Annotated in this window: 28 protein-coding genes; 11 read left to right on the forward strand and 17 right to left on the reverse strand. The window is 73.5% G+C overall.

Annotated elements, in window-relative coordinates; translation table 11 throughout:
• The first annotated feature begins 150 nt into the window (after positions 1 to 150).
• Both ACN27D_RS08550 and ACN27D_RS08555 read left to right on the forward strand, forming a co-directional pair.
• Positions 151 to 684: a nucleotidyltransferase domain-containing protein gene (locus tag ACN27D_RS08550; RefSeq protein ID WP_358176332.1), complete on the forward strand. Its 534-nt coding sequence runs from the start codon at positions 151 to 153 to the stop codon at positions 682 to 684.
• 40 nt (positions 685 to 724) lie between these two features.
• The gene (locus tag ACN27D_RS08555) at positions 725 to 1,690 is read left to right on the forward strand and encodes an alpha/beta hydrolase family protein (RefSeq protein WP_252454420.1); all 966 of its coding nucleotides are present in this window, start codon (positions 725 to 727) and stop codon (positions 1,688 to 1,690) included.
• A gap of 4 nt (positions 1,691 to 1,694) precedes the next feature.
• Here ACN27D_RS08555 and ACN27D_RS08560 read toward each other — a convergent pair whose 3' ends face one another.
• The 3 genes from ACN27D_RS08560 to ACN27D_RS08570 all read right to left on the reverse strand — a co-directional run bounded on the left by ACN27D_RS08560 (position 1,695) and on the right by ACN27D_RS08570 (position 4,406).
• Positions 1,695 to 2,648 (reverse strand): zinc-binding dehydrogenase, encoded by a 954-nt coding sequence (locus ACN27D_RS08560; protein WP_121686686.1) that lies wholly within the window; start codon positions 2,646 to 2,648, stop codon positions 1,695 to 1,697.
• An 86-nt stretch (positions 2,649 to 2,734) separates the two neighbouring features.
• Entirely contained in the window at positions 2,735 to 3,910 is a 1,176-nt protein-coding gene (locus ACN27D_RS08565; protein ID WP_421498876.1) for an NAD(P)-dependent malic enzyme, read from the reverse strand.
• A 157-nt stretch (positions 3,911 to 4,067) separates the two neighbouring features.
• Positions 4,068 to 4,406: a S26 family signal peptidase gene (locus ACN27D_RS08570; RefSeq protein WP_357896712.1), complete on the reverse strand. Its 339-nt coding sequence runs from the start codon at positions 4,404 to 4,406 to the stop codon at positions 4,068 to 4,070.
• 78 nt (positions 4,407 to 4,484) lie between these two features.
• Here ACN27D_RS08570 and sodN point away from each other — a divergent pair, with 78 nt between their 5' ends.
• Genes sodN through ACN27D_RS08585 form a run of 3 tightly spaced genes read left to right on the forward strand, consistent with a single transcriptional unit; the run spans position 4,485 to position 5,850 of the window.
• Positions 4,485 to 4,889: a superoxide dismutase, Ni gene (gene sodN / locus ACN27D_RS08575; RefSeq protein WP_013288353.1), complete on the forward strand. Its 405-nt coding sequence runs from the start codon at positions 4,485 to 4,487 to the stop codon at positions 4,887 to 4,889.
• Complete coding sequence (locus ACN27D_RS08580) at positions 4,886 to 5,410, forward strand: GNAT family N-acetyltransferase (protein WP_421498877.1); 525 nt, start codon at positions 4,886 to 4,888, stop codon at positions 5,408 to 5,410. The genes sodN and ACN27D_RS08580 overlap by 4 nt, the downstream gene beginning before the upstream one ends.
• Positions 5,411 to 5,442: 32 nt before the next feature.
• Positions 5,443 to 5,850, forward strand: a complete 408-nt coding sequence (locus ACN27D_RS08585) for an ATP-binding protein (RefSeq protein ID WP_047894358.1) — start codon at positions 5,443 to 5,445, stop codon at positions 5,848 to 5,850.
• Positions 5,851 to 5,899: 49 nt separating this feature from the next.
• Here the strand turns inward: ACN27D_RS08585 and ACN27D_RS08590 are convergent, their stop codons facing one another.
• Positions 5,900 to 6,301 (reverse strand): hypothetical protein, encoded by a 402-nt coding sequence (locus tag ACN27D_RS08590; protein WP_120574141.1) that lies wholly within the window; start codon positions 6,299 to 6,301, stop codon positions 5,900 to 5,902.
• 43 nt (positions 6,302 to 6,344) lie between these two features.
• On the opposite strand from ACN27D_RS08590, the gene ACN27D_RS08595 reads away from it, so the two are divergent.
• Both ACN27D_RS08595 and ACN27D_RS08600 read left to right on the forward strand, forming a co-directional pair.
• Positions 6,345 to 7,295 (forward strand): diacylglycerol/lipid kinase family protein, encoded by a 951-nt coding sequence (locus ACN27D_RS08595; protein ID WP_120573289.1) that lies wholly within the window; start codon positions 6,345 to 6,347, stop codon positions 7,293 to 7,295.
• 447 nt (positions 7,296 to 7,742) lie between these two features.
• Positions 7,743 to 8,000, forward strand: coding sequence for a WhiB family transcriptional regulator (locus tag ACN27D_RS08600; protein ID WP_013288358.1), 258 nt, complete (start codon positions 7,743 to 7,745; stop codon positions 7,998 to 8,000).
• Between the two features lie 63 nt (positions 8,001 to 8,063).
• Here ACN27D_RS08600 and ACN27D_RS08605 read toward each other — a convergent pair whose 3' ends face one another.
• Genes ACN27D_RS08605 through ACN27D_RS08620 form a run of 4 tightly spaced genes read right to left on the reverse strand, consistent with a single transcriptional unit; the run spans position 8,064 to position 11,405 of the window.
• Positions 8,064 to 8,813 carry a sirohydrochlorin chelatase gene (locus ACN27D_RS08605; protein WP_358176341.1) on the reverse strand — a complete coding sequence of 250 codons (750 nt, stop codon included), beginning with the start codon at positions 8,811 to 8,813 and terminating at the stop codon, positions 8,064 to 8,066.
• A complete protein-coding gene (locus ACN27D_RS08610) occupies positions 8,795 to 9,544 on the reverse strand; it encodes a phosphoadenylyl-sulfate reductase (protein ID WP_120573287.1) in 750 nt (249 codons plus the stop codon). The genes ACN27D_RS08605 and ACN27D_RS08610 overlap by 19 nt, the downstream gene beginning before the upstream one ends.
• Positions 9,541 to 9,699, reverse strand: a complete 159-nt coding sequence (locus tag ACN27D_RS08615) for an IS1 family transposase (protein WP_120573286.1) — start codon at positions 9,697 to 9,699, stop codon at positions 9,541 to 9,543. The genes ACN27D_RS08610 and ACN27D_RS08615 overlap by 4 nt, the downstream gene beginning before the upstream one ends.
• Positions 9,696 to 11,405 (reverse strand): nitrite/sulfite reductase, encoded by a 1,710-nt coding sequence (locus ACN27D_RS08620; RefSeq protein ID WP_121686685.1) that lies wholly within the window; start codon positions 11,403 to 11,405, stop codon positions 9,696 to 9,698. The genes ACN27D_RS08615 and ACN27D_RS08620 overlap by 4 nt, the downstream gene beginning before the upstream one ends.
• 732 nt (positions 11,406 to 12,137) lie before the next feature.
• Here ACN27D_RS08620 and ACN27D_RS08625 point away from each other — a divergent pair.
• Positions 12,138 to 13,955, forward strand: a complete 1,818-nt coding sequence (locus ACN27D_RS08625; protein WP_421498878.1) for a glycosyltransferase family 39 protein — start codon at positions 12,138 to 12,140, stop codon at positions 13,953 to 13,955.
• Here ACN27D_RS08625 and ACN27D_RS08630 read toward each other — a convergent pair.
• Together ACN27D_RS08630 and ACN27D_RS08635 are read right to left on the reverse strand one after the other, a co-directional pair.
• A complete protein-coding gene (locus tag ACN27D_RS08630; protein WP_421498879.1) occupies positions 13,930 to 15,549 on the reverse strand; it encodes a histidine kinase N-terminal domain-containing protein in 1,620 nt (539 codons plus the stop codon). The genes ACN27D_RS08625 and ACN27D_RS08630 overlap by 26 nt on opposite strands.
• Before the next feature lie 25 nt (positions 15,550 to 15,574).
• Positions 15,575 to 16,603 carry an SIS domain-containing protein gene (locus ACN27D_RS08635; RefSeq protein ID WP_030275110.1) on the reverse strand — a complete coding sequence of 343 codons (1,029 nt, stop codon included), beginning with the start codon at positions 16,601 to 16,603 and terminating at the stop codon, positions 15,575 to 15,577.
• 183 nt (positions 16,604 to 16,786) lie between these two features.
• Between ACN27D_RS08635 and ACN27D_RS08640 the strand changes: the two genes are divergently transcribed.
• Positions 16,787 to 18,388, forward strand: coding sequence for a tetratricopeptide repeat protein (locus tag ACN27D_RS08640; RefSeq protein WP_358176350.1), 1,602 nt, complete (start codon positions 16,787 to 16,789; stop codon positions 18,386 to 18,388).
• An 868-nt stretch (positions 18,389 to 19,256) separates the two neighbouring features.
• On the opposite strand, the gene ACN27D_RS08645 is transcribed toward ACN27D_RS08640, so the two are convergent.
• The gene (locus ACN27D_RS08645) at positions 19,257 to 20,849 is read right to left on the reverse strand and encodes an MDR family MFS transporter (protein ID WP_421498880.1); all 1,593 of its coding nucleotides are present in this window, start codon (positions 20,847 to 20,849) and stop codon (positions 19,257 to 19,259) included.
• A gap of 119 nt (positions 20,850 to 20,968) precedes the next feature.
• Between ACN27D_RS08645 and ACN27D_RS08650 the strand changes: the two genes are divergently transcribed.
• Positions 20,969 to 21,544 (forward strand): TetR/AcrR family transcriptional regulator, encoded by a 576-nt coding sequence (locus ACN27D_RS08650; protein ID WP_120573280.1) that lies wholly within the window; start codon positions 20,969 to 20,971, stop codon positions 21,542 to 21,544.
• Between the two features lie 14 nt (positions 21,545 to 21,558).
• Here ACN27D_RS08650 and ACN27D_RS08655 read toward each other — a convergent pair whose 3' ends face one another.
• Both ACN27D_RS08655 and ACN27D_RS08660 read right to left on the reverse strand, forming a co-directional pair.
• A complete protein-coding gene (locus ACN27D_RS08655) occupies positions 21,559 to 22,071 on the reverse strand; it encodes a GNAT family N-acetyltransferase (protein WP_121686311.1) in 513 nt (170 codons plus the stop codon).
• A complete protein-coding gene (locus ACN27D_RS08660; RefSeq protein ID WP_135241895.1) occupies positions 22,068 to 22,283 on the reverse strand; it encodes a biotin/lipoyl-binding carrier protein in 216 nt (71 codons plus the stop codon). Before ACN27D_RS08660 ends, ACN27D_RS08655 begins: the two co-directional genes overlap by 4 nt.
• Before the next feature lie 236 nt (positions 22,284 to 22,519).
• Between ACN27D_RS08660 and ACN27D_RS08665 the strand changes: the two genes are divergently transcribed.
• On the forward strand, positions 22,520 to 22,594 hold the full coding sequence (locus tag ACN27D_RS08665; protein ID WP_369752275.1) for a 50S ribosomal protein bL37: 75 nt from the start codon (positions 22,520 to 22,522) through the stop codon (positions 22,592 to 22,594).
• Positions 22,595 to 22,674: 80 nt separating this feature from the next.
• On the opposite strand, the gene rsrA is transcribed toward ACN27D_RS08665, so the two are convergent.
• The 4 genes from rsrA to ACN27D_RS08685 form a co-directional block, all read right to left on the reverse strand.
• Complete coding sequence (gene rsrA, locus ACN27D_RS08670; protein ID WP_013288372.1) at positions 22,675 to 22,962, reverse strand: mycothiol system anti-sigma-R factor; 288 nt, start codon at positions 22,960 to 22,962, stop codon at positions 22,675 to 22,677.
• Positions 22,963 to 22,964: 2 nt separating this feature from the next.
• Positions 22,965 to 23,774: a sigma-70 family RNA polymerase sigma factor gene (locus ACN27D_RS08675; RefSeq protein WP_120573278.1), complete on the reverse strand. Its 810-nt coding sequence runs from the start codon at positions 23,772 to 23,774 to the stop codon at positions 22,965 to 22,967.
• A gap of 228 nt (positions 23,775 to 24,002) precedes the next feature.
• Positions 24,003 to 24,614: an alpha/beta family hydrolase gene (locus tag ACN27D_RS08680; protein WP_120573277.1), complete on the reverse strand. Its 612-nt coding sequence runs from the start codon at positions 24,612 to 24,614 to the stop codon at positions 24,003 to 24,005.
• A gap of 98 nt (positions 24,615 to 24,712) precedes the next feature.
• A complete protein-coding gene (locus ACN27D_RS08685; protein WP_013288375.1) occupies positions 24,713 to 25,105 on the reverse strand; it encodes a WhiB family transcriptional regulator in 393 nt (130 codons plus the stop codon).
• Positions 25,106 to 25,276: the final 171 nt, after the last annotated feature.

Here is a 25,276-nt window from a genome sequence, read left to right on the forward strand (position 1 = left end):
CGCGCTCCCGCCTCCCGCCCCCGCCCGCCCCCGTTGTCCCGTCGATCATGAAGTTGACGGCGTTCGCTGTCCGGTTTGTCGCCGTCAACTTCATGATCGACCGGGGCTGGGCGGGCGGCGAGGGCTGGGCGGGGTGGGTAGGGTGCCGGGGTGGACGGGCTGGAGGGGCGGCATCTGGGGGCGATCCGCGAGGTCGTCGACGTGTGCGACGCCTGCGGGGTGGACGTGTGGCTGCGCGGGGGGTGGGCGATGGACTTCCACCTCGGTGAAGTGACCCGCCCGCACGTCGACGTCGACTGGTACTGCTGGCGGCGCGACGCCGACACGCTGGCCGACCGGCTCGGCGCGCTCGGCTGGCGCCCCGACCCCCGGATGCCCGCCACGACGCAGCTCGACCTGCTGCGCGACGACGTCGAGCTGAGCTTCGCGTACCTCGACCGGGACGCGGACGGCCGGGTCGTCGTCGGCGCCGGACCGTGGGCGGGCACGCTCCTGCCGGACGGCATGCTCGCCGGGCCGCCCGGCCGGATCGGCACGCTCGCGGCGCCGGTGATCAGCGTCGCCGCGCAGATCGAGTTCAAGGAGATGTTCCCGGTCTGGATGCCGGAGCGCCCCCGCCGGGCCAAGGACGCGGCCGACCTGGCTCGTCTCCGGGCGTCAGCGGGTGGTCACCCGGCGCGCTGACCCGGCCTGGCGGCCGGAATCGCGAGGCACAATCGAGTTCATGCGCCGTCGTCCCGCCGCCCTGCTCACCGCCGCCGTGCTCGGCGCCGCCCTCACCGGCTGCTCGGAGCAGCCCACCGCCCCGGCCGGGCGGCCCGCACCCGACGTCCCACCGACCACCACCACACCCGCTCCGCGCGTACCGGCGGGCAAGGCCCCCACGGAGAGCTTCGCGGTCGGCGTACGCCAGGTGAAGCTGAACCGCGACGGCGAGCGGCCGTTGCCGGTGACGCTCTGGTACCCGGCGGCGGGCTCGGCCGGTGGCGCGGTCGAGCGTTCCGCCGCGGCGGCCGACGGGCGGTTCCCGGTGGTGCTGTTCAGCCACGGCCTGAGCGCGCGGCCGGAGGACTACCAGGCGCTGCTGACCCGCTGGGCGGCGGCCGGTTTCGTGGTCGCCGCGCCGCGTTTCCCGCACACCTCCCGGGGCACCGACGGCAACCCGCTGGACGTGCTCAACCAGCCGGCCGACGTGTCGTACGTGCTGACGCAGGTGCTCGCGCTGGGCGAGAAGGCGGGCGATCCGCTGCGCGGCCGGCTGGACCCGGAGCGGGTGGCCGCGACCGGGCACAGCGCCGGCGGTGTGACCACGATCGGGTTGTTCACCGCCGGCCGGGACGAGCGGCTGGACGCGGGCATCGTCTTCGCCGGCACCGCGCTCGGTGTGGGCACCGCGTTCGCCGGCGCCGCCGCGCCGCAGTTGTTCGTGCACGGCGAGGCCGACGAGGTGGTGTCGTACGCCGCCGGCAAGGCCGTGTACGACGCGGTGCCGTGGCCGAAGGCGATGCTCAGCCTGCCCAAGGGCGACCACGGCCGGGCGCTGCTCGGCGACGGCAAGGCGCTGGGCGTGGTCGCCGACACCACTGTCGAGTTCCTCCGCTGGACGCTCTACGGCGACCCGGCGGCGAAGAAGCGCCTCCCGGCCGACGCCGCCCGGGGCGGCCTGGCCACCCTGGACGACCGGCTCTGAGACGTCAGGCGGTGTGGTCGACGACCACCTTGCCGAAGACCTCACCGGAGTGCAGCCGGGCGAACGCCTCGGAGATCTCGCTGAACGGCACCACCCGGTCGACCACCGGGCGCACCTCGTGCTCGGCGCAGAACGCGAGCAGCTCGGTCAGCTCGTCCGGGGTGCCCATCGAGGTGCCGAGGATCTCCAGCTGCATGGCGAAGACCCGCCGCAGGTTGACCTTGGGCTCGTGCCCGGCGGTGGCGCCGGAGACCACGATCCGGGCCAGCGGGGCGGCCGACTTCAGCGAGTGGTCGAAGGTGGCCGCGCCGACCGTCTCGATCACCACGTCGACCCGCTCCGGCAGCCGCGCGCCGGGCTCCAGCGCGGTCGCGCCCAGCTCGGCGATCCGCTCCCGCTTGGCGGCGTCGCGGCTGGTCGCGTACACCCGCTTGCCGAGCGCGACGCCGAGCGCGACGGCCGCGGTGGCCACGCCGCCGCCGGCGCCCTGGACCAGCACCGACTCGCCGTCGGCGACCCGGCCCTTGGTGGTCAGCATCCGCCAGGCGGTGAGCCAGGCCGTGGGCAGGCACGCCGCGTCGGTGGCCGACAGGCCGTCGGGCAGCGGCAGCAGGTTCATCCGGGGTACGGCGACAAGCTCGGCGAACGTGCCCTGGTAGTGCTCGGAGAGGATGGAGACCCCGCGCGGGTCGCCGGGGGTGGGCACCACCGGGTAGATGACCACCTCGTTGCCGTCCGGGTCGGTGCCGACCGCGTCGCAGCCCAGGATCATCGGGAGCTGGTCGGCGGTCAGGCCCACGCCGCGCAGCGACCAGAGGTCGTGGTGGTTGAGCGAGCTGGCCCGGACCCGCACGGTGACCCAGTCGTCCTGCGGGTGGGTCGGCTCGGGACGGTCGCCGACGGCGAGCGCGGCGAGCGGGTTGTCGGCGTCGAAGGCCGAGGCGAAGGCAGCACGCATGATCGGCACGGTAACAAGCTGAGCAGCGGTTAAGAAGGGGCCCGTCCTATGCGAAACGCGACAGGACGGGCCCCTTGCCGTACACGTCAGCGGCGGGCGACCCCGTCGCGGCGGGCGGCCTCCGCGACCGCCTCGGCCACCGCCGGTGCGACTCGCGGGTCCAGCGGCGACGGCACGATCGCGTCGGCGGTGAGCGACTCGGCCACCACGCCCGCGATGGCGTCGGCGGCGGCCACCTTCATCGAGTCGGTGATCCGGGTGGCCCCGGCGTCCAGCGCGCCCCGGAACACACCCGGGAACGCGAGCACGTTGTTGATCTGGTTCGGGTAGTCGCTGCGCCCGGTGGCGACCACCGCCACGTGTCGGGCGGCCACCTCGGGGTGCACCTCCGGGGTGGGGTTGGCCAGCGCGAACACGATGCCGCCGGGGGCCATGCCGGCCACCGCCGCCTCCGGGATCTGGCCGCCGGAGACGCCCACGAGCACGTCCGCGTCGCGCAGCGCCTCGGTGATGTCGCCCTGGCGGCCCTCGGCGTTGGTGAGCTCGGCCAGTTCGGCCTTGGTGCCGGTCAGCTCGCGGTGCCGGCCGATGATGCCGCGCGAGTCGCACACCACCACCCGGTCCGGGTCGACGCCGCCGGCAATCAGCATCTTGGTGACCGCCACCCCGGCCGCGCCCGCGCCGCTGACCGCCACCCGCAGGTCACCGAGCTTGCGGTTGAGCAGCGTCGCGGCGTTGCGCAGCGCGGCGAGCACCACGATCGCGGTGCCGTGCTGGTCGTCGTGGAAGACCGGGATGTCCAGCGCCTCGTCGAGCCGGCGCTCCACCTCGAAGCAGCGCGGGGCGCTGATGTCCTCCAGGTTGATCCCGCCGAACGAGGGCGCGAGCGCCTTGACCGTCGCGACGATCTCGTCCACGTCCTGCGTGTCCAGGCAGACCGGCACCGCGTCCACGCCGGCGAACTGCTTGAACAGCACCGCCTTGCCCTCCATCACGGGCAGCGCGGCGCGCGGGCCGATGTTGCCGAGACCGAGTACGGCGGAACCGTCGGTGACCACGGCGACGGTGTGCGACACCCAGGTGTAGGTGTCGGCCAGCGCGGGGTCGGCGGCGATCGCCTCACACACCCGGGCCACACCCGGGGTGTACGCGAGGGAGAGGTCCTCGCGGCTGGTCAGCGGCACTGTGGAGGCGACTGCCATCTTGCCGCCGACGTGCAGGCGGAAGACGGGATCGGCGGGGTCCGGGGTGGACGAAGACATGGTGACTCCAGGATCTGTCGAGCAGACGGACCGGCCGGCGTGGTCAGCGGTGGTCAGCGACCGGCGGCGCGGCGGTGCGGGGGTCACCCGGGCACTTTTCGAGCATAGTCACGCTTCGGCACCCAGTATGTGAGCGGGGTCATATCCGCTCCGGTCGTTACCTGCTCCTGACCCGTCCCGGACGCGGCCACCAGCGGGCCACCACCCGGCCCCGGACGTCGGCCACCCCGTACGCGCGGGAGTCGTCGGCGACGAACTCGTTGTCGCCGCGCAACCACCATCCGCCGTCGCGCGGTTCCACCGCCCGCTTGACGACGAGCAGGTCCGGACGGCTGCGGAACACCGCGACGACCACGTCCCCGGGGCGTACCGGCCGGCCTCCGGTGCGGACCAGCACCGCGTCGCCGTGACGCAGCGTCGGGGACATGGACGGGCCGGTCACCAGCACCGGCACCAGCGGGCCGCGCAGAGCCGGGGGTTCACCGGTGGGCGCCATGTCACCTCCCAGCCCCCGAGGGCGTCTCCAGGAGTAATGTCGTCTTGGATCATCGCAAACAACCCATGGAGGACCCTGATGCGCCTTCCCCGCATCCTCACGCCCCGGGTGACGGCCAGCGCTCACTGCGACCTGCCCTGCGGCGTATACGACCCGGCCCAGGCCCGGATCGAGGCCGAGTCGGTCAAAATGATCTGCGAGAAGTACCAGGCCAACACCGACCCGGAGTTCCGCACCCGCGCCATCCTGATCAAGGAGCAGCGGGCCGAGCTGGTCAAGCACCACCTGTGGGTGCTCTGGACCGACTACTTCAAGGCTCCGCACTTCGAGAAGTACCCGCACCTGCACCAGCTGTTCAACGAGGCCACCAAGCTGGCCGGCGCGGCCGGCGCCAAGGGCGGCACCGACCCGGCCAAGGCCGACGAGCTGCTGGCGAAGATCGACGAGATCTCGAAGATCTTCTGGGAGACCAAGCAGGCGTGACGTCGCCCGACGGCACTCCGACGATCCGGCCGGTACGTCCCGAGGACGTACCGGCCGTCGTCGCCATGGTGCACGAACTCGCCGAGTACGAGCGCGCGCCGGAGCAGTGCCACCTCACCACGGCACAGCTCGACGCGGCCCTGTTCGGCCCGTCCCCGGCGCTGTACGGCCACGTCGCGGTCGACCCGTCGGACCGGCCGGTCGGCTTCGCGCTCTGGTTCCTCAACTTCTCCACCTGGGCCGGCGTGCACGGCATCTACCTGGAGGATCTCTACGTCCGCCCGGACGCCCGGGGCACCGGCGCGGGCCGGATGCTGCTCGCCACGCTCGCCGCGATCTGCGTGGAGCGCGGCTACCAGCGGCTGGAGTGGTGGATGATCAACTGGAACCCGGCGGCCCGCTTCTACGCCGCGATCGGCGCCACGCCGATGGACGAGTGGACCCCGTACCGGCTGGCCGGGCCCGCGTTGCGCGAGCTCGCCACGCACGCGACGGCCGCGCCCACGCGGCCCGCCCTCTGACCGGGTAGAGTCCCGCACCGGGGGGAGGAGCCGTGACTCAACTGACCGGGCACCCGACGACCGACGACGACGTCGTCCACCTCACCGTGCCCGCCGACGGTGGTTACCTCGGCGTGCTCCGCACCGCCACGGCCGGGCTCGCGGCCCGGCTCCAGTTCGCCCTCGACGAGATCGAGGATCTGCGCATCGCCGTCGACGAGGCGTGCGCCATGCTGCTCGCCATCGCCACCCGCGACGCCGAGTTGGAGTGCCGCTTCGCGGTCACCGAGGACGCGCTCACCGTCGAGGTGACGGTGCCGACGGTCCGGGGCGCCACGCTCCCGTCCGAGTCGTCGTTCGCGTGGAAGGTGCTCACCGCGCTGACCACCGGGGCGAACGCCCACGCGTCCGGCGGCCGGGCCACCATCTCGCTGCTGACCCGCCGCGCCGGCGGATTCTGACCGGCCCCTCTCCGGCACCGGCCCGGCGGCGTCCGGGCCGGGTCTGCGCTCAGCGGGCCGGCTCGCCGAAGCCCAGCGCGCGGTTGGTCGGACCGCTCACCAGCAACGCGACCATGCCGATCCCGAGCACCATCAGCGGCACGCCGAGCCAGCCCATGCCGCCCTCGATCATGAACCAGCCGACCGGCAGCAGCATGAGCTGAAGCACGATGGCCGGCGCGCGGGCCCCGGCACGGCGGCGGGACAGCGCGCCGCCGAGCGCCCAGAGCGCCACCGCGCCGCCGACGGCGAAGACGGTCACCAGCAGTGCCGAGGTCAGATCCGTCGTGTCGGCGGTGAGGTCGGACCAGATGAGCCACACCGCGATCAGCCCCAGCGCCACCGCCTGGGCTCGTAGCAGGAGCACCGCGGCGCGCAGCGTGCCGGGGAGCGGGTCGGAGTCGATCGTCACGGGCGCCACGATACCGGTGGGTAGTCGCGGTACAGTGCCGCCCATGCGGGCCGTCCTGGTGGTCAATCCGAAGGCCACCACCACCAGCGAGCGCAGCCGGGACGTGCTGGTCCGGGCGTTGCGCAGTGAAGTCGACCTGTCGGTGCGGTACACCCGCCGACGGGGCCACGCCATGGACCTGGCCCGGGAGGCCGCCCAGGAGGGCGTCGACCTGGTCGTCACGCTCGGCGGCGACGGCACCGTCAACGAGGTGGTGAACGGCCTGATGGCGGCGGAGCCGCCGACGTTCCGCACCGGACAGACCTCGGCCGAGCGGCTGCCCGCGCTGGCCACCGTGCCGGGCGGTTCGACGAACGTGTTCGCCCGCGCGCTCGGGCTGCCCCGGGAGTGGCCGGACGGCACCAGCATGATCCTGGAAGGGCTGCGGCTGGGCCGGTCCCGCACGATCGGGCTGGGCCGGGCCGACGACCGCTACTTCACGTTCTGCGCGGGGTTCGGGCTGGACGCGGCGGTGATCCGCCGGGTCGAACAGGCCCGTAAGAAGGGGCGCGTCTCCACCCCGGCGCTCTACTTCCGCTCCACCGCGAGTCAGTACTTCGTCGGCTCGGACCGCCGCCACCCGTCGATCACGCTGGAGCGCCCGGGTGAGGCGCCCGCGACGGAACTGGCCACCGCCATCATCCAGAACACCGCGCCGTGGACGTACCTGGGCGACCGGGAGATCAACCCGAACCCGGAGGCGTCGTTCGACCTCGGGCTCGACGTGCTCGCGCTGCGGCGGCTGCGGGTGGCCAGCACGGCCCGGACGGCGGTGCAGTTCTTCTCCCGGCAGCCGGATCCGCACGGCAAGCAGGTGCTGCGGCTGCACGACGTGGCGGAGTTCACCCTGGTCTCGGACCGGCCGCTGCCGTTCCAGCTGGACGGGGACTACCTCGGCGAGCGGGAGAAAGTCCGATTCACATCCGTTCCGGCCGCACTGAGAGTAATCTGCTAGGTCTCGGGTACCCCAGTCGGTTGACGCGGACCCCCCGCCGCGCGGGTGCGGTGGCCGCCACGCCGAGGAAGGGTGCCGGAAATGTCAGCAACGTCACGCAGACCGTACTACATTGATTATCGACTGTGGCACGCCGGGTAACCAGAGCCCTGGTAAACCCGGACAAATGGGTGGTGAGCCCGCTCACTGTTCGGAGTTTTTCCGAGCGTCACCCTTGACATCGCTGTAGTTCGTGAAAGTATTCACAAGCGAACTCGTGTTGCCGGGACATTGCCTGGATATGCTCGTTAGGTTGAGCTGTTCCAGCAGGTCCGGGCACCCCACAGCCTGCTCACGCTGCGCCGAATTGATGGATGCTGACCGTCACCATTCGGCAATGCGGACGCAAATAGAAATAGCAACGAAGCGTTATCTGGCCACCCACTAAGAATGAGGAGTGTTGCCGCCATGGACTGGCGCCACGATTCGGTCTGCCGCGACGAGGACCCGGAGCTGTTCTTCCCGATCGGGACGTCCGGCCCGGCCCTCCTGCAGGTGGAGCAGGCGAAGGCCGTCTGCCGGCGCTGCCCCGTGACCGACCAGTGCCTGCAGTGGGCGCTGGAGTCCGGTCAGGACGCCGGCGTCTGGGGTGGGATGAGCGAGGAGGAGCGTCGCGCGGTGAAGCGCCGCGGCGGCCTCCGGGTGCTGCGCGCTCACTCCGCCTGACCCGTACACGCTGATCGCCCCGGCCGGGATTCCGGCCGGGGCGTTCTGCTGTCCCGGACCGGGTCAGCCCGTCACCGCCTCCACCCGCCGCCGGACCAGGTCCGCCAGCTCCGGCAGGTCGGTCAGGGGATCCGCCACCGCCACCGCGCCGGCCGACCGGGCCGACGCGCGTACCCCGTCGTGGAACCGGCCCGGGGCCAGGAAGTAGGCGGCCACCGCGACCCGGCGGGCGCCCGCCGCGCGCAGTCGCGTCACCGCGCCGCCGACCTCCGGGGGCGCCGCCGAGGCGTACGAGACGCGGCAGGGCATGCCCAGCCCGGCGCCGAACGCGGCGGCGACCCGCCCCACCGAGGCGCGCGCCGCCGGATCCCGGGTGCCCGCCGCCGCCAGCACCACCGCGTCCAGCCCGCCCGGCCCGTCGCCGGTCGCCTCCGTCAGGCGGCGGCGCAGCCCGTCCAGCAGCCCGCCGTCCACCCCGCCGCCGGTCGGCCCCAGCACGTCGGTCACCCGTACCTCGATGTCCGCGCCGGCCGCCGCGACCGCCGCCGGGATGTCCACCTTCCGGTGGTACGCGGCGGTCAGCAGCAGCGGCACCAGGACCGCCCGGGAGTGACCGGCGGCGGCCAGCCCGCGCAGCACCTCGGCCGGCCCGGGATCGGTGTGGTCGAGCCAGCTCGGCAGCACCGGACGACCGGGGCAGGTGTCCGCCACGGCCCGGGCCAGCGCCCGGGTCGCCTCCGCCGCACGCGGGTCACGGCTGCCGTGGGCCACCAGCACCACCGGTGGCCCGGCGCTCAGGTGTGCAGGCCGCACTCGGTCTTCTCGAACATCGCCCAGCGGCCGGACCGGGGGTCCTCCCCCGCCTTCGTCCGCCGGGTGCACGGCCAGCAGCCGATCGAGCCGTAGCCGCGGGCGAACAACTCGTTCACCGGGATGTCGTACCGGGCCACGTAGGCGTCCACCTCCCGCTGCGTCCACGCCGCGATCGGGTTCACCTTGACCTTGCCGCGCCGCGCGTCGAAGCCCACCACCGGCGTGTTCGCCCGGGTCGGCGACTCGTCCCGGCGCAGCCCGGCGGCCCAGGCGTCGTACCCGGACAGCGCCCGCTCCAACGGCTCCACCTTGCGCAGCTGGCAGCAGTCGTCCGGGGACCTGTTGAACAGGCGCGGACCGTACTGGCCGTCCTGCTGGCCCACCGTCATCCGGGGCCGGATCGAGCGCACCCGCACCGGCATCCGCCGGGCCACCTCGTCGCGGACCTTCAACGTCTCCGGGAAGTGCAGCCCGGTGTCCAGGAACACCACGTCGACGCCGGGCGCGACCCGGGAGACCAGGTGCGCCAGCACGCCGTCGGCCATCGAACTGGTCACGCAGAACCGCTCGCCGAACGTCTCCACCGCCCACCGCGCGATCTCCAGCGCGGGCGCGTCCGCCAGTTCCCGGCCGGCCTCCTCGGCCAGCGCGCGCAGCTCCTCCGGGTCGCGGCGGGCCGGCTCGGCCGCGCCGATCAGCCCGAGGCCGGCGGCGGAGACCAGGCCGGTCACCGGTTCACCGCCCGGCTCAGCAGGCCGGTGAACTTCACCGTGAAGACCCGCGCGCAGGCGTGGCACTCCCAGGCGCCGTGCCCGGCCTCGTGCGGTCGCAGGTCCTCCTCCCCGCAGTACGGGCAGTAGAGAGGCGCAGACCGAGCGTCGCTCATCGCAACTCCTCCTCGTCGACTCTGATCACCCAGTTGGCGAACGTCTCACCCTCGGTCCGGCCGGCCAGGTAGCGGCGGGCGAGGCGTTCCACGTACTCCGGAAGCTCCTCGGCGGTGGTCTTCAGACCGCGCAGCTTGCGGCCGAAGCCGGCGGTCTGCCCCTGCGCCATGCCGAGGCCGCCGCCGAGGTGCACCTGGAAGCCCTCGACCTGCCGGCCGTCCGGGCCGACCACGAGCTGGCCCTTGAGCCCGATGTCAGCGACCTGGGTGCGGGCGCAGGCGTTCGGGCAGCCGTTGAGGTGGATGGAGATGTCCGCGTCGAAGTCGCGCAGCCGCTCCTCCAGGCGCGCGACCAGTTCCTCGCCGCGCCGCTTGGTCTCCACGATCGCGAGCTTGCAGAACTCGATGCCGGTGCAGGCCATCGTGCCGCGCCGCCACGCCGACGGCCGGGCCTCCAGGCCGATCCCGCGCAGCGCCGCGACCAGCTCCTCGGTCCGCTCCGGCGCCACGTCCAGCACGAGCAGCTTCTGGTACGGGGTGAGCCGCACCCGGCCGCTGCCGTGCGCCTCGACCACGTCGGCGAGCTGCGCGAGCTGGGTGCCGGAGACCCGGCCCACCACCGGGGCCGCGCCCACGTAGTTCGCGCCGTCGCGCTGCGGGTGCACGCCGATGTGGTCGACCGGCTTCGCCGGCAGGTCCGCGGCCGGACCGTCGAGCAGCGTCCGGCCCAGGTATTCCTTCTCCAGCACCTCGCGGAAGCGCTCCACGCCCCAGTCGGCGACCAGGAACTTCAGCCGGGCCCGGTTGCGCAGCCGGCGGTAGCCGTAGTCGCGGAAGATACCGACCACGCCGGCCCACACGTCCGGCACCTCGTTCAGCGGCACCCAGACGCCGAGCCGCTTGGCGAGCATCGGGTTGGTGGAGAGCCCGCCGCCGACCCACACGTCGAACCCGGGCCCGTGCTCCGGGTGCTCCACGCCGAGGAACGCGATGTCGTTCGCCTCGTACGGCGTGTCGACCAGCCAGGAGATCGAGGTCTTGAACTTGCGCGGCAGGTTGGAGTACGCCTTGTCGCCGACGTACCGGCGGACGATCTCGTCGATCGCCGGGGTCGGGTCGAGCACCTCGTCCCGGGCCACCCCGGCGACCGGGCTGCCCAGCACGATCCGGGGGCAGTCGCCGCACGCCTCGGTGGTCTGCAGGCCGACCGCCTCCAGCCGGCGCCAGATCTCCGGCATGTCCTCGACCCGGATCCAGTGGTACTGGATGTTCTGCCGGTCGGTGATGTCGGCGGTGTCCCGGGCGAACTCCCGGGAGATGTCCGCGATCACGCGGAGCTGGGCCAGGTTGAGCTGGCCGCCGTCCACCCGCACCCGGAGCATGAAGAACTCGTCCTCCAGCTCGTGCGGCTCCAGCACAGCCGTACGCCCGCCGTCGATGCCGGCCTTGCGCTGGGTGTAGAGGCCCCACCAGCGGAACCGGCCGCGCAGGTCCTGCGGGTCGATCGAGGCGAAACCGCGGTGGGCGTAGATGTTCTCGATCCGGTCCCGCACGTTCAGCGGGTCGTCGTCCTTCTTGATCCGCTCGTTGGGGTTGAGTGGCTCACGGTGCCCGAGCGCCCACTGCCCCTCGCCGCGTGGCCGGCGGGGCGCACGGGCGGCAGGCGCCGGGGTGTCGGGACGGGTCGGGGTGCTGCTGACCGCCATCGCGGCGTCCTCCATGGGTCTGCTGCGGTGCCTGGAGCGCGGACGCGGCGGCCGGCCCTGGGAAGGGCCGTGGACGGCGATGTCGATGACGGCCGGCGCGAGTACGCGCCCGAGACGGAAGGGTCGGGCGTCGTCAGTGGGCCGGACAGATCGCGCTGCGCACGCGGCCGTAATCGACGTGGCGACGAGCCACGAAGCGGCGGACGACAGCGGCGGTCATGTGCCTCATGCTGCCACACCCCGCCCCGCCCGACCACAGCTCCGCCCTGTGATCCCACATCACGGGCCCCCACCCGAGATCGACCCCCATCCACCCCCACCGGTCGCCCTCCCCCCGCCCTCCCTCCCCCTCCCGCCCTCTCCCGCCCTCTCCCTCCCTCTCCCTCCCTCTCCCGCCCTCTCCCGCCCTCTCCCGCGGTGATCAAGGAGTTAACGTCCCCCAACCCGCCACCCCAGACCGCAATCTCCTTGGTCAACAAGCTCAACCCCACCCACCCGCCCCGTCGATCATGAAGTTGGCTGGGACAAAAGGGACGGTGAGCGCCGTCAACTTCATGATCGACCGGCCCGGAGGCGGAGGGCCCGGGGCGGGAGAGGGGGCGGGGCCGGGTGGGGGCGGGGCCGGGTGGGTGGGAATTGGTGGAGCGGGCGGGGTGACGGCGACCGGCGTGTGACGCTGCGGGGGTGAGGAGGTTCGTGCCCGCGTCTGCCTGTGGCCGTTCGGGTCCGGTCGTGTGGGTGGTTCCGGGACTGCTCACGCTCGTGGTGACGCTGGCCGGCATCGGGCACGCCCAGCCGTGGCGGGACGAGCTGGCCACCTGGAGCGCCGCCACCCGGCCGGTACCGGACCTGGCCCGGATGACCCGCACCATCGACGCCGCGACCGGGCCGTACTACCTGCTCATGCACGGCTGGACGGCGCTGGCCGGCACGTCGCCGACGGCGCTGCGGCTGCCCTCGGCACTGGCCATGGCCGTGGCCGCCGCGCTCACCGCCCGCCTCGGCGCGGTGCTGGTCGGCCGCCGCGCCGGGCTGCTGGCCGGGCTGCTGTTCGCGGTGCTGCCGGTCACCTCGCGGTACGGTCAGGAGGCCCGCCCGTACGCGCTCGCGACGCTGCTCGCCGTGCTGGCCACGCTGCTGCTGGTCGGGGCGCTGCGCCGGCCGACCTGGCGACGCTGGGCCGGGTACGCCCTCGCCGTCGCCGCGCTCGCCCTGCTCCACCTGATCGCGCTCACCCTGCTCGCCGCCCACGCCGTGGTGGTGCTGCTGACCGCCGCACGTGGCCCCGCGGCGGTCGTCGATCCGCCCGGCCGGTCCCGAGCCGAGATGCCCGACGCGAGCCGGCCATGCCGCAGACACCCGTGGCGTTCCACCCAGCCACGAGATCGAGCGCCGGTGGAACGCCACGGGTGTCACGGCGCCCCGCAGACACCCGCGGCGCTCCACCCAGCCACGAGATCGAGCGCCGGTGGAACGCCACGGGTGTCTCCCGGGAGCAGGGAGCACGGCACGGACGCGCCGGAAGCGGAACGGCAGGACGTGACCGGCGAGGCTCGGGAGGGGGCGGCGCCCGGCCGACGGGTGCTGGCCGGGTGGCTGCTGGCGCTGGTGCCGGTCGTCGTGCTCGTCACCCCCCTGGCGCTCGTGGCCCGGGGACAGCGTGGACGGCAACTCGACTGGGTGGACCCGGCGCGCCTGCCCGACCTGGCGGCGCTGCCGGGCGCGCTGGCGCAGAGCGGTGTCGTCGGCGGGTTCGTGCTCGCGCTCACGGCGCTCGGCGCGGCCCGGCTGGGTCGCCGGGCGCTGCTGCCGGTCGCCGCCGTGCTGCTGCCGGTGGTGCTGGTCTTCGCCGCCGGAACGATGGTGCCGCTCTGGGTGACCCGCTACCTGGTCTTCACCGTGCCGTTCGCCTGCGTACCGGCCGGCGCCGCCCTGGCTGCCGCGCGGGTCACTCCCGCACCGACCCGGACGCCGGGCACAGCAACGCTCGCCGAACCAGAGCGCACGGCGACACCCGCCGCAGCCGGCCGCACTGCCGCGCCCGCGGAAGCAGAGCAAGGACCGACGTCGCCGCGCGGACGGATGGCGGCGGGAATCGCGGTGGTGGTGCTGGCGGGTCTGCTCGGGCTGCCCGATCAGGCGGCGCTGCGCCGCACCCACGAGTGGCCGCGCAGCGCACCGGTCGACTACGCGGGCGCGGCCGGGATCATCGGCGCCGAGCAGCGGCCCGGCGACGCGATCGTCTACTCGCCCCGGGACGGGTGGCTGTTCCCGGATCTCGGCATGGCGTACCACCTGGAGTCGAGGCTGCCGCGCGACGTGCTCGTGGTGCGCGACCAGCGTCAGGACGCGAGCCTCTGGGCCGTGGAGTGCGACGACCCGGCGCGGTGCCTGGCCGGGGTGGACCGGGTCTGGCTGGTGGTCACCGGCCGGCGCGCGGACCCGCCGGCGGCGGTGCCGGGCGCGAAGGGTGACGCGCTGCGGGCGGGCTACACGGTGCGGCAGGTGTGGCCGCGGCCGGGTATCACGGTGGCCCTGCTCGTCCGGTGAGGCGGTCGGTGGTGCCGCGGGCCAGCGGTACGACGATTGCGGCCTCGGTGCCGCCGTCGGCGCAATTACGCAGCTCGATGGTGCCGCGCAGCTCGCCGGTGACGAGTGCCCGGACGATCTGGAGGCCGAGGTTGCCGCCGCGTTCGGCGTCGAACTGCTCGGGCAGCCCTCGGCCGTTGTCGGTGACCGAGACGTGCAGCTGTTTGCGGGCCCGGTGCGCGGTGACCACCACCTCGGGCCGGGGCGCGTTGACCTCCGCCTCGGGCCGGGGCGCGGTGACCTCGGCCTCGGGCCGGAGCGCGTCCGCGGGCGCGGGGGCAGCGGCGTCCTCGTCGGCGGGCGGGAAGCCGTGTTCCACGGCGTTGAGCAGCAGCTCGTTGAGCACCATCACCAGCGAGGTGGCGATCTCGGCGGGCAGGATGCCGAAGGTGCCGCGGCGGCGCATGCCCACGCTCACCTCGGTGGCGGCGACCTCGGTGGCGGCGCTGGCGACGCGGTCCACGATGCCGTCGAACTCGACCGCCTCGTCGCTGGACATGGAGAGCGTCTCGTGCACGAGCGCGATCGAGGCGACCCGGCGTACCGATTCTTCGAGCGCCACCCGCGCCTCGGGCATGGTGACGCGCCGGGCCTGGAGGCGCAGCAGCGCGGCGACGGTCTGGAGGTTGTTCTTCACCCGGTGGTGGATCTCCCGGATGGTGGCGTCCTTGGTGATCAGGGCGCGGTCGCGACGGCGTACCTCGGTGATGTCGCGGACCAGCACCAGCGCGCCGATCGGCACTCCGGCGGGCATCAGCGGCAGCGCCCGGGTGAGCATGGTGGCGCCACGGGCGTCGATCTCCCGGCGGGGTGGCGCCTCGCCGCGCAGCGCGGCGAGCACGGCGTTGCCCGCGTCGGTGCCTTCGAGGGGGTCGCCGGCGAGCCGGCGGTGCAGCTTGGCCAGATCCTCGCCGACGAGGTGGGAGGCGTAGCCGAGGCGGCGGTACGCGGACTGCGCATTCGGGCTCGCGTAGGTGACCTTGCCGTTGGCGTCGAGCCGCACCAGACCGTCGCCGACCCGGGGCGCCGACGTGGTCTCGCCGGGGTGCCGGGGCGGCGGGAACGTGCCGTCGGCGATCATCTGGGCGAGGTCGTCGGCGGTCGTGAGGTAGTTCAGTTCGAGCTGGCTGGGCGTGCGCGCGGTGGACAGATTGGTGTCCCGGCCCACCACGGCGATCACCTCGCCGGCTTCACCGTCGCCGGTGCGCAGCCGGACCGGGATCGCCTCGTGGCGGGCCGGGACGTCGCCGTACCAGACCGGGTCGCCCTCGCGCCAGATCCGTCCCTGCCGGTGGGCCACCTCCAGGTGGGCCACCTCGGCCCCGCCGACGATGCGCCCCACCTGGTCGTCCAGGTAGGCGGTCGGCGCGGTGGTGGGACGGACCTGGGCCACGCAGAGGAACGTGCCGTCACCGTCCACCGGCACCCAGAGCAGCAGGTCGGCGAAGGACAGGTCGGACAGCAGCTGCCAGTCGCCGGCGATCCGGTGCAGGTGGTCGATGTCGGCCGGTCGGAGCGCGGTGTGCTCCTCGGCGAGGTCACGGAGGGTGGACACGCCCCACAGCGTGCCACGCCGGACCTCACATCGTCGCCGTGACCTTCTTCAAGCCGCGCGGCGCGTCCGGGTCCTCGCCCCGGGCCAGCGCCAGGGACAGCGCGAGCCGTTGCAGCGGCAGGATGTCGAGCAGCGGCGCGTACCGCTCGTCGACCTCGGGCACCGCCATCCGGGTCTCGCCGACCTCGGCGGAGCCGACAACCACCACGTCGGCGCGGCGCTCGCCGAGGCGGGGCAGCACCTCGCGCATGGACGTGCCGCCAGGGCCGGAGCCGACCACGGCGAGCACCGGGACGTCCGGGTCGGTCATGGCGAGCGGGCCGTGCAGCAGGTCGGCGCCGGAGAAGGCGAGCGCCGGGAGGTACGAGGTCTCCATCAGCTTCAGCGCCGCCTCCCGCGCGGTCGGGTACGCGTACCCCCGGCCGGTGGTGACGAGCTGGGCGGCGAACCGGTAACGCGGGGCCAGCCGGGCCGGGGTGTCGTCGGCGAGCGTCTGCGCGGCCAGCTCGGGCAGACGGCTCAGGGCGGCGTGCTCCTCGGCGGGCAGCACGCCGTCGCCGGCGCGTACGCCCTCGATGAGCATGAGCAGCGCGAGCAGCTCGGCGGTGTAGGTCTTGGTGGCGGCGACCGCGCGCTCGTGGCCGGCGGCGATGTCGACGCTCAGCTCGGCGGTCTCCACCAGCGGCGAGCCGGGGTTGTTGGTGACGGCGAGGGTGAGCGCGCCGGAGGCGCGGGCGACCCGCAGCACCTCGGCCAGGTCGGGCGAGCCGCCGCTCTGGCTGACGCCGACGACGAGCGCGTCGGAGAGGTCGGGCCGGGCGCCGAAGACGGTGATCGCGCTGGGTGAGGCCAGCCCGGCGGGCAGCCCGAGGCGGATCTCGGTCAGGTAGGCCGCGTAGAGCGCGGCGTGGTCGGAGGTGCCCCGGGCGGTGAAGACCACGTGCCGGGGGCGGCGTTCGGCGACGACGGCCGCCACCTCGGCGATGGCCGCCGCGTGCTCGGTGGAGAGCAGACGCTCGTAACCGGCCGGCTGCTCGTCGATGTCGGCGGCCATACCGGCCCCTGGACGCGTCACTCCAGAACCTCCTTCTGCGCGTTTCCCGCGCGTTCGATGCTCAGTCTTGCACGTTTGAGCGGCTCTAATCAACGCAACGAGCAGGAGTGCGCAGTGGATCACTAATCGACGGAAGATCCCCTAGGCTTGCCCGGCTGACCGACCCCCTGGCGAGAGGACGACGTGCCCGAGGACGACGCCGCGCTCTCCGCGGAGGAGGAACTCGCGCTGGCCCGGCTGGCACTGGGCGAGGGCGACCTGCGGCACGCCGCCGACCACGTGGCCGCGGCGCTGGTCCGCTCCCCCACGCTGCCCGAGGCGCACGAGACGCTCGCCCGGCTGAACGCGGCGAGCGGCGGCGACCTGGACCTCTTCCCGCTCGGTCAGCAGGCGTTCGTCGGCGCCGTGGTGGCCCGCGCGCACCTGCTCGCCGCCGCCGGCCGCCCCGCCGAGGGACTCGACCTGCTCGCCGCCGCCACCGGCTACGCGCCCGCCGCGCCCTGGGCCGCCGTACCCTGGGTGACCGCCGCCGACCTGCCGGAACGCCTCGATGCCGAGCGCACCGCCCGGATCCTCATGCAGGTCTGCGCGGCGGCGCCGGACCCCGCGCCGCGCCGGCTGCGCGAGCCGCTCGCGCCGTACCTCACGCTGGCCCGCAACGCGATCACCGTCCATCCGGCCCATCCGCTGCTGCTGGGCGCGGCGTCCGCGCTGGCCCGGCGCCTCGGCGAGGTCACCCTCGCCGTCACCTGGGCCACCCGGGGGGTACGCGCACAGCCCACCAAACTCGGCGAGGTGTGGCTCGGGTACGCGTACCGCAGCGCCGGCCGGACCGCCGAGGCGCTCGCCGCACTGGAACGCGCTGTCGCGCTCGACCCCGACGACCTCGCTGTCTACGCGGACATCGCCGGCACGCTGGCCGACCACGGCCGGCTCGACGCGGCGCTGGGCTGGATCGACCGGGCGCTGGCGAAGGACCCCGCGTTCGACTGCGCCGTGCACACCGCGCACCGGCTGCGCTACCTGCGCGACGGCGACGTGGACCACCTGGTGGCGCTCGCCGATTTCGTCCGCGACCACCCGGACGACACACACGAGCACGGCGACCTCGCCGAGTGCTGCCGAGGGCGCCCCTGGCTCGGTCAGGTGACCCCGGCGGGCGACGACGCCCCGGCCCCGGACGGTCCCGCCCCCTCGACCGAGGCGGTACGGCGGCTCCAGCAGCTCGCGCACCCCGCCTGGGCGCACCCGCCGGCCGCGTACGACGCCGCCGTCGGGCTGGCCACACTGGACCTCGCCGACCTGCTGGCCCTGCTGGCACACCCGCCGGAGGCGCCGGAGACCGCGCTGGGCCGGGTGCTCGGCGGACAGGATCCGGCACTGTGGACGCGCTGTGCGCAGGTCTGGGCCTGCCTCGGCCTGCTGCACCACCGCACCGACGAGCCGTGGGAGCGGTCGACCCGGCGGCGGGTGCTGGGGGAACTGGCCGCCGGCGATCTCGGCCCGGCCGCCGAGGCGGCACTGTTCGCCCTGGTCACCGCCGCCTGGGTGCACCCCGACACCCGCGCCGACGTGGCCGCGCTGGTGGCCGGGCGGGTCGCCGAGGTGGCGTCCGGGCCGATCCGGCGTACCCCGGTGGCGGTGTCGCTGGCGTACCTGGCGCGGGCCACCCCGGCCCTCGACCCGGCCGCCCGCGCCACCGCCGACTCGCTCATCGCCGGTGCAAGCGGCGGTCCGCTGCGCCGTCTCTGGCGCCGCCTCATCGCCTTGTTCCGCAGAGGCTGAGCCCCGAATCCGTCCCGTGGGAACCCCTGCTTTCCCCGCGGGCCGTCCCTGCCAGGCTCCCCCACTGGCCCCGAGGTTGCCCGCCCCGGTCCGCACCAGCCCGCCGAGCGCCACCACTTCGCCGAGGCGGCGCGATCAGTCCGTGCCCGACCCCGCCACTCCCCCGAACTGGCGGGCACGCCCGCCCGGAGCGGCCACGCCGAGGACTCGAACACCCGCAGGCCCGCCACTTCGCCGAAGTAGCGCGATCAACTCCCCTCCAACCCCGCCACCTCCCCGGACTGGCGGACACGCCCGCCCGGAGCGGCCACGCCGAGGACTCGAACACCCGCAGGCCCGCCACCTCGCCGAAGGGGCGCGATCAACTCCCCTCCAACCCCGCCACCTCCCCGAACTGGCGAGCACCGCGCGGCGACCACGGCTCATCCCCACCCGGACACGGGCTCCCAGGGCGTGAGCCCCGCCACCTCCCCGACATGGCGCGATCAACCCGCCCTGGACCCCACCACTCACCCGAACTGGGGGCGACGGGCACCGGGCGGTGGGCACCGCAACACCTCGCCGAGCACCCGGACACGCACTGGCCCACCACGTCGCCGAAGTGGCGCGATCAACTCGCCCTGGACCGCACCACTTCCCCGAGCTGCCGGCGCCCACGGCCCCAGGCCCTCCCCGCGCACCGGCTCCCGGGCCCGGCGCCTCGCCACCTCCGCGAGATGGCGCGATCAACCTGCCCCGGACCCCGCCATCTCCCCGAACTGGCGAGCAGCGGGGCACAAGGACACCTGGGCACCTGGGCACCCTCATGGGAACGGATACGCGGCGGCCCCGCGTACCCCTGGGTGGGGCGCGGGGCCGCGACGGTGCGTCAGGCGACGGGGGCCTTGCCGAGCGCGGCCTCGGCCTGGTCCTCCGGTGTGGCGCCGGCCGGCGGCACGTCGTTGGTCGCGCGCAGCGGCACCTCCTTGATGAACCAGGCGAGCACCGGTACGGCCACTGTGAACAGGACGGCCCAGAAGAAGACGTACGAGATGGCGTCGGACAGGCCGCCGAGCACCGCCTCGCGCATCGGGCCGGTGAGCTTCTTGAGGGCCTCCAGGTTCATCGCGCCGCCCTCGCCGCCGCCCGAGCCCGCGAACGCGGGACCGGCCGCCGAGTCGGCGAGACGGTTGGCGAAGATCGCGCCGAAGAGGGAGACGCCGAACGAGCCGCCGATGGACCGGAAGAAGGTGGCCGCGCCGCTGGCCGCGCCGAGGTCCTTCTGTTCCACGCTGTTCTGCGCGATCAGCATCGAGGTCTGCATGAGGAAGCCCATGCCGACGCCGAGCACGATCATGTAGAGCGAGGACTGCGTCTTGCTGGTGTCGACGTCCAGCAGGCTGAGCAGGCCCATCCCGGCGGCCATCACCACGCCGCCGATGATCGGGAAGGCCCGGTAGCGGCCGGTCTTGGTGATGGTGCGGCCGACCACGAGCGACACCACGAGCATGCCGAACATCAGCGGGAGCAGCAGCAGTCCGCTGTTGGTGGCCGACGCGCCCTGGACGGTCTGCTGGTAGAGCGGCAGGAAGTTCATCGCGCCGAACATGGCGAAGCCGAGCAGGAAACCGATCACCGAGATCAGCGCGAAGTTGCGGTTGGTGAACAGGCTCAGCGGCAGGATGGGCTCCGGCGCGCGGCGCTCGACCAGCGCGAACGCGGCGAGCGCGAGCACCGCCAGCACGGCCAGGCCGAGGATCTGCGGCGAGACCCAGTCGTACTCGTTGCCGCCCCACGTGGTCACCAGCACGATCGCGGTGATGCCGACGGACAGCAGGGCCGCGCCCAGCCAGTCGATCTTGTGCTCGGTGCGGTACTTCGGCAGGTGCATGGTGGTGGCGAGGATCAGCAGCGCCGCGCCGCCCAGCGGCAGGTTGACGTAGAACGCCCAGCGCCAGGAGAGGTGGTCGGTGATGAAGCCGCCGACGAGCGGCCCGGCGACCATGGCGATGGCCATGATGCCGGCGATCATGCCCTGGTAGCGACCCCGCTCCCGCGGCGGGACCAGGTCACCGATGATCGCCATGACGCCGACCATCAGGCCACCCGCGCCGAGGCCCTGGACGGCCCGGAACGCGATCAGCTCGGTCATGCCGGTGTCGGCGCCGCCGAAGACGCCGGAGCCGGACATGCCGCAGAGCGCGGAGCCGACCAGGAACACGACCACAGCCGTGAGGAAGACCGTCTTGCGGCCGTAGAGGTCGCCGAGCTTGCCCCAGATCGGCGTGGAGACGGTCGTACCGAGCACGTACGCGGTGACCACCCAGGTGAAGTGGTCGGCGCCGCCGAACTCGAAGACGATCCGCGGCAGCGCGGTGCTGACGATCATGTTGTCGAGCATCGCGAGCATCATCGCGATCATCAGACCGAACAGGACGACCCGGACATTGGGTCTGGTGGTCACCTGGGCTGGTTGACTCATCGGTAGGCTCCCCCGCAGATCGGATGATCGACTTACTTGCCGCCCGGCTAGTTTGCTTACTAGCCGGACGGTAAGCTGATGGCGGGCGCACGTCAAGCGGATTGGAAGGATGTCGGCCGGTGAGGGAGACCACAGGTGGCACGCGGGAGCGGATCCAGGCCGTCGCCTTGGAACTCTTCACCGAGCAGGGCTACGAGAAGACGTCGCTGCGGGAGATCGCCGAGCGGCTGGGCGTGACCAAGGCGGCGCTCTACTACCACTTCAAGAGCAAGGACGAGATCGTCACCAGCCTGGTCGACGACCGGCTGCGCCGGATGGACGAGCTGATCGCCTGGGCCGCCGACCAGCCGCCCACGCTGGCGACCCGGCGCGCCCTGATCGGCCGGTACGCCGACAGCATGTTCGCCGGCGACCTGCCCCAGGTGATGCGCTTCTTCGAGCAGAACCAGACGGTGCTCAAGAGCCTGGTCGCCGGCCAGCAGATGCGGGACCGCATGATGCGGCTGGCCCACGAGCTGTGCCGGGGCGACGACTCACCCGCCGCCCAGCTCCGTGCCGCGCTCACGCTGTTCGCGGTGCACAGCAGCTGGTTCGCGGTGCGCGCGCCGGGCATCACCGACGACGAGCGCAAGCGGATCGCGCTCCAGGTGGCCGACGAGCTGCTCGCCAAGATCGGCGAGACCGGCCAGGGCTGAGCCGCGGGCCGGATTCAGCCTGCCGAGGGCAGGTCCAGCCGCAGGCCGCGCAGATCGATCCCGGGCAGCGGCGTCCAGTCCTTCTCCGGGTACCTGACGAAACCGAGCCGCTCGTAGAGGCGGTGGGCGCTCGCCGCCATCCCGGCGCGTACGCAGATCACCACAGCCGTGCAGCCCAGGTCCGTCGCGCGCGCCACGCACGCGGCCGCGAGCGCGGCGCCGGCGCCCCGGCCCTGGGCGGCCGGGTCCACCGCGAGCATCCGGAACTCGGCCTCGCCCGGGCCGGCCAGTTCGGCGTACGGGGTGCCGGGCAGCACGAACGTCACCGCGCCGAGCACCTGGCCGGTGGCGTCGTCGACGGCCACCAGCACCTCGCCGGTCTCGGCGCGCGTGGCCACGTCGGCGAGCACCGGCGCGTACCCGCTCTCGTCCTTGAGCTGGCCGTCCGCCTCGTACGCGGCGACGGTCAGCCGGGCCACGGCCGGGAAGTCCGCCGGCTCGGCGCGGCGCACCCGCAGGCCGGTCAACCGATCTCCGCGATCAGGTCGCCGTCCTGCACCACGTCACCCTCGTTGACCGCCAGCTTCTGCACCACGCCGTCGGACTCGGCGACCACCGGGATCTCCATCTTCATCGACTCCAGGATGACGAGGGTGTCGCCCTCCGACACCGTGTCGCCGGCCGCCACGACGACCTTCCAGACGTTCGCCACCATCTCGGCGCGGATCTCCTCGGCCATCTCCGGCCCTCCCTCTCCCCGACAGCTCCCCGACAATCCTGCGAACGGTATCCAATCATGACGCCGGTCACGCCGGACCGCGCACCACCGCCGCGCGATCCGCCCCGCCGCGCCCCGGCGGGCGGTGACGGCACTAGCATCGTGCGGGTCGGCCACCGGCGAGCCGGGGAGCCACACCGCGACCTCCGCCGCGCCCAGCCGCGGACGGAACCGTGACCAGCACAAGGAGGCAGAGCATGGCGAAGAAGGCCCGCAAGAAGAAGGCCCGTAAGAAGAGCAGCGCCAACCACGGCAAGCGCCCCAACTCCTGATCATCCGATCAGCGCGGCGCAGGAGCCGGACAGCGGAACGGCCCGGGTCCGTCATCGGACCCGGGCCGTTCCGTCGCTTGTCAGTCGGCCAGTTCGCGCGACTCGGTGCTCTCGAAGACCACCAGTTCGGTCAGCCGCAGGCGCAGCCGCTCCCGCAGCTTCTCCGGGGCCGCCTCGTTGCCGCAGCACCGGGCCACGAGCGCCTTGACCTCCTGCTCGATGCCGTACTCGCGCAGGCACGGCCCGCACTCGTCCAGGTGGTGCCGGATCAGCACCCGGCGCTCCTCGGCGCACTCCAGGTCGAGGTATAGGTAGACCTCGGCGAGCACCTCGCGGCAGTCCGTCTCGTGCGGTTGTCCACAGCTCACGGTCACACCTCCCGGCCGGCGGCGGCGGTCGAACCCTTCTTCGACGAGGCGGCGCTGAAACCCCGCTCCGCCGCGTACTGCTCGAGCAGCTTCCGCAGATTACGTCGGCCACGGTGCAGACGGGACATCACGGTGCCGATCGGCGTGCCCATGATGTCGGCGACCTCCTTGTAGGAGAAGCCCTCGACGTCGGTCAGGTAGACGGCCAGGCGGAACTCCTCCGGCAACTGCTGGAGGGCCTCCTTGACGTCGCTGTCCGGCAGCCGGTCGAGCGCCTCCGTCTCGGCCGAGCGCAGGCCGCTGGACGTGTGCGACTCCGCCTCGGCGAGCTGCCAGTCGGTGATCTCCTCGGTCGGCGCCTGGATGGGCTGGCGCTGCCGCTTGCGGTAGGTGTTGATGTAGGTGTTGGTCAGGATCCGGTACAGCCAGGCCTTCAGGTTCGTGCCCTGCTCGAACTGGTGGAAGGCGGCGTACGCCTTCAGGTACGTCTCCTGAACCAGGTCCTCCGCGTCGGCCGGGTTGCGGGTCATCCGCAGTCCGGCAGCGTAGAGCTGGTCGACGAAGGGCATCGCGTCCCGCTCGAAGCGGGCCCTGCGCTCGTCCGTCTTCTCGGTGGTCAACCGCACATCCCCTCGCGTCGGATGCTTTCCCGCCGAGGATACGCGTACCCACTTGCCGGCAGATTCACTTCCGGAGTGTGTGCCGGTGCTCACGACCGACGCCGCCGCGGGCCACTCCGGCGCGTCGAGCAGCCGCCGGAGCTGGCGCTCGTCCCGTTCGTCCCGTTCCCGGCTCCGTGTCTCGATCGGCACCGGTCACCCCCCTCGCGCTGGCTCTGTCGTCGTCCAAGGGAGGTAACGCGAGTTGTGGGGCGTGGCATTCCTCCGGCCCCACCCGATCCTGGTCCCGGCCTCGGCCGCGACCGACGCTGGGACCAGGAAGGGCCTGGGAGGGTGGCCCCGGCGCGCCCGAACCGGGCGGCCGGCACCAACCGGTGCAACGACCCGCCGCGCCGGACGGTCACGGCGCGCGGCGCCCGGTCAGGACGACCACCCGTGTACGCGCAGCCAGTCCCGCACCACGGCGGCCGTGCCGGCCGGATCGCGGCGCAGGTCGTGGCGCTCCCCCGGCCGGACCACCACCTCGATGCCGGGGCCGGGCTCGGGCACGCCGAACGGGTCCCGGTCGCCGTTGACGACGAGCGTGGGCAGCCCGGTGAGCAGTTCGCCGGCCCGGGATCGCTCCGGTCGTCCCGGCGGGTGCAGCGGGAACGCCAGCGCGACGACTCCGGCCGCCCCGACGGCGGCGGCGGTACGGCAGGCCACCCGCGCGCCACTGGACCGGCCCCCGACCACCCAGTGGGGCACCCGCGGGGCGCGCCGGCGCAGCTCGGCCAGCACCGCCGTCCACGCCTCGTCGAGGTGCCCGGCGGGAGCGGGCGCGCGCCGCCCGGCGACCCGGTAGGGCTGGGTCACCAGGGCCACCCCGGCCCCGGCGGCGAGCACCGCGCCCCGCACGGCGGTCAGGTCGGGCGCGTCCACGTCACCGCCGGCGCCGTGCCCTAGCACCAGCACCGCCGCGCCGTCTGCGGGTGGGTCGAACCGGAGCCGGGCGGGCCCCCGTGGTGTGTCGATGTCGTCGTCGTGCCGCACCGGCCCATTCTGCGCGGGCCGGCCGGCCCGCCGGTGCTCGGGCGCGGAAACGGACGTCGCCCGCGACCTGCCGGAGCGGGCCACGGGCGACGTCGGGATCAGCTCAGCGGGACCAGCGTGAGCAGCCGGTCGCGCACCGGCGGACCGGCGTCGTCGAGCGCGTCCGGATCCGGCTGCACCTCGCTGCGCCAGGCCACCAGCATGGCGCGCCGCTCACGCGGCGTGGTGCCGCCCCAGACGCCGTGGCAGTCGCCCACCTCCAGTGCCCATGCCAGGCAGGAGCCCTGGACGTCGCAGGTGCGGCAGAGCGCCACCGCCGCGTCGGCCGGTTCGTTCGGTGCCGGAAAGAACGTCTCCGGATCGACGTTCTGACAGGTGCCCCTGGTGCGCCAGGCGTCGTCCTGGCGTCGTTCGCTCAGCGCCCGCAGCAGTCGCGGATCGCGCCGCGCGGCGGCTACCTCGTGCGGACGCGGCATACGTGCCCGTGTCAATACACCCACCTCCCCCGTGGGAACCGGCGTAGATCTCTACAAGATCGATGAGTGTCATCCGCCCCGTGCGAACAGACGCCCATCACCGGCGCTGTGTTCTATCGCATTCGCGTACGTAAGGACAAGAGTCTTCAATGAAACTGACTGAACGTCCGGGCGACTTTTCCGGCC

Origin of the sequence: Micromonospora sp. WMMD1274 (assembly GCF_049179035.1) — a bacterium.
Lineage (GTDB): Bacteria > Actinomycetota > Actinomycetes > Mycobacteriales > Micromonosporaceae > Micromonospora > Micromonospora tulbaghiae.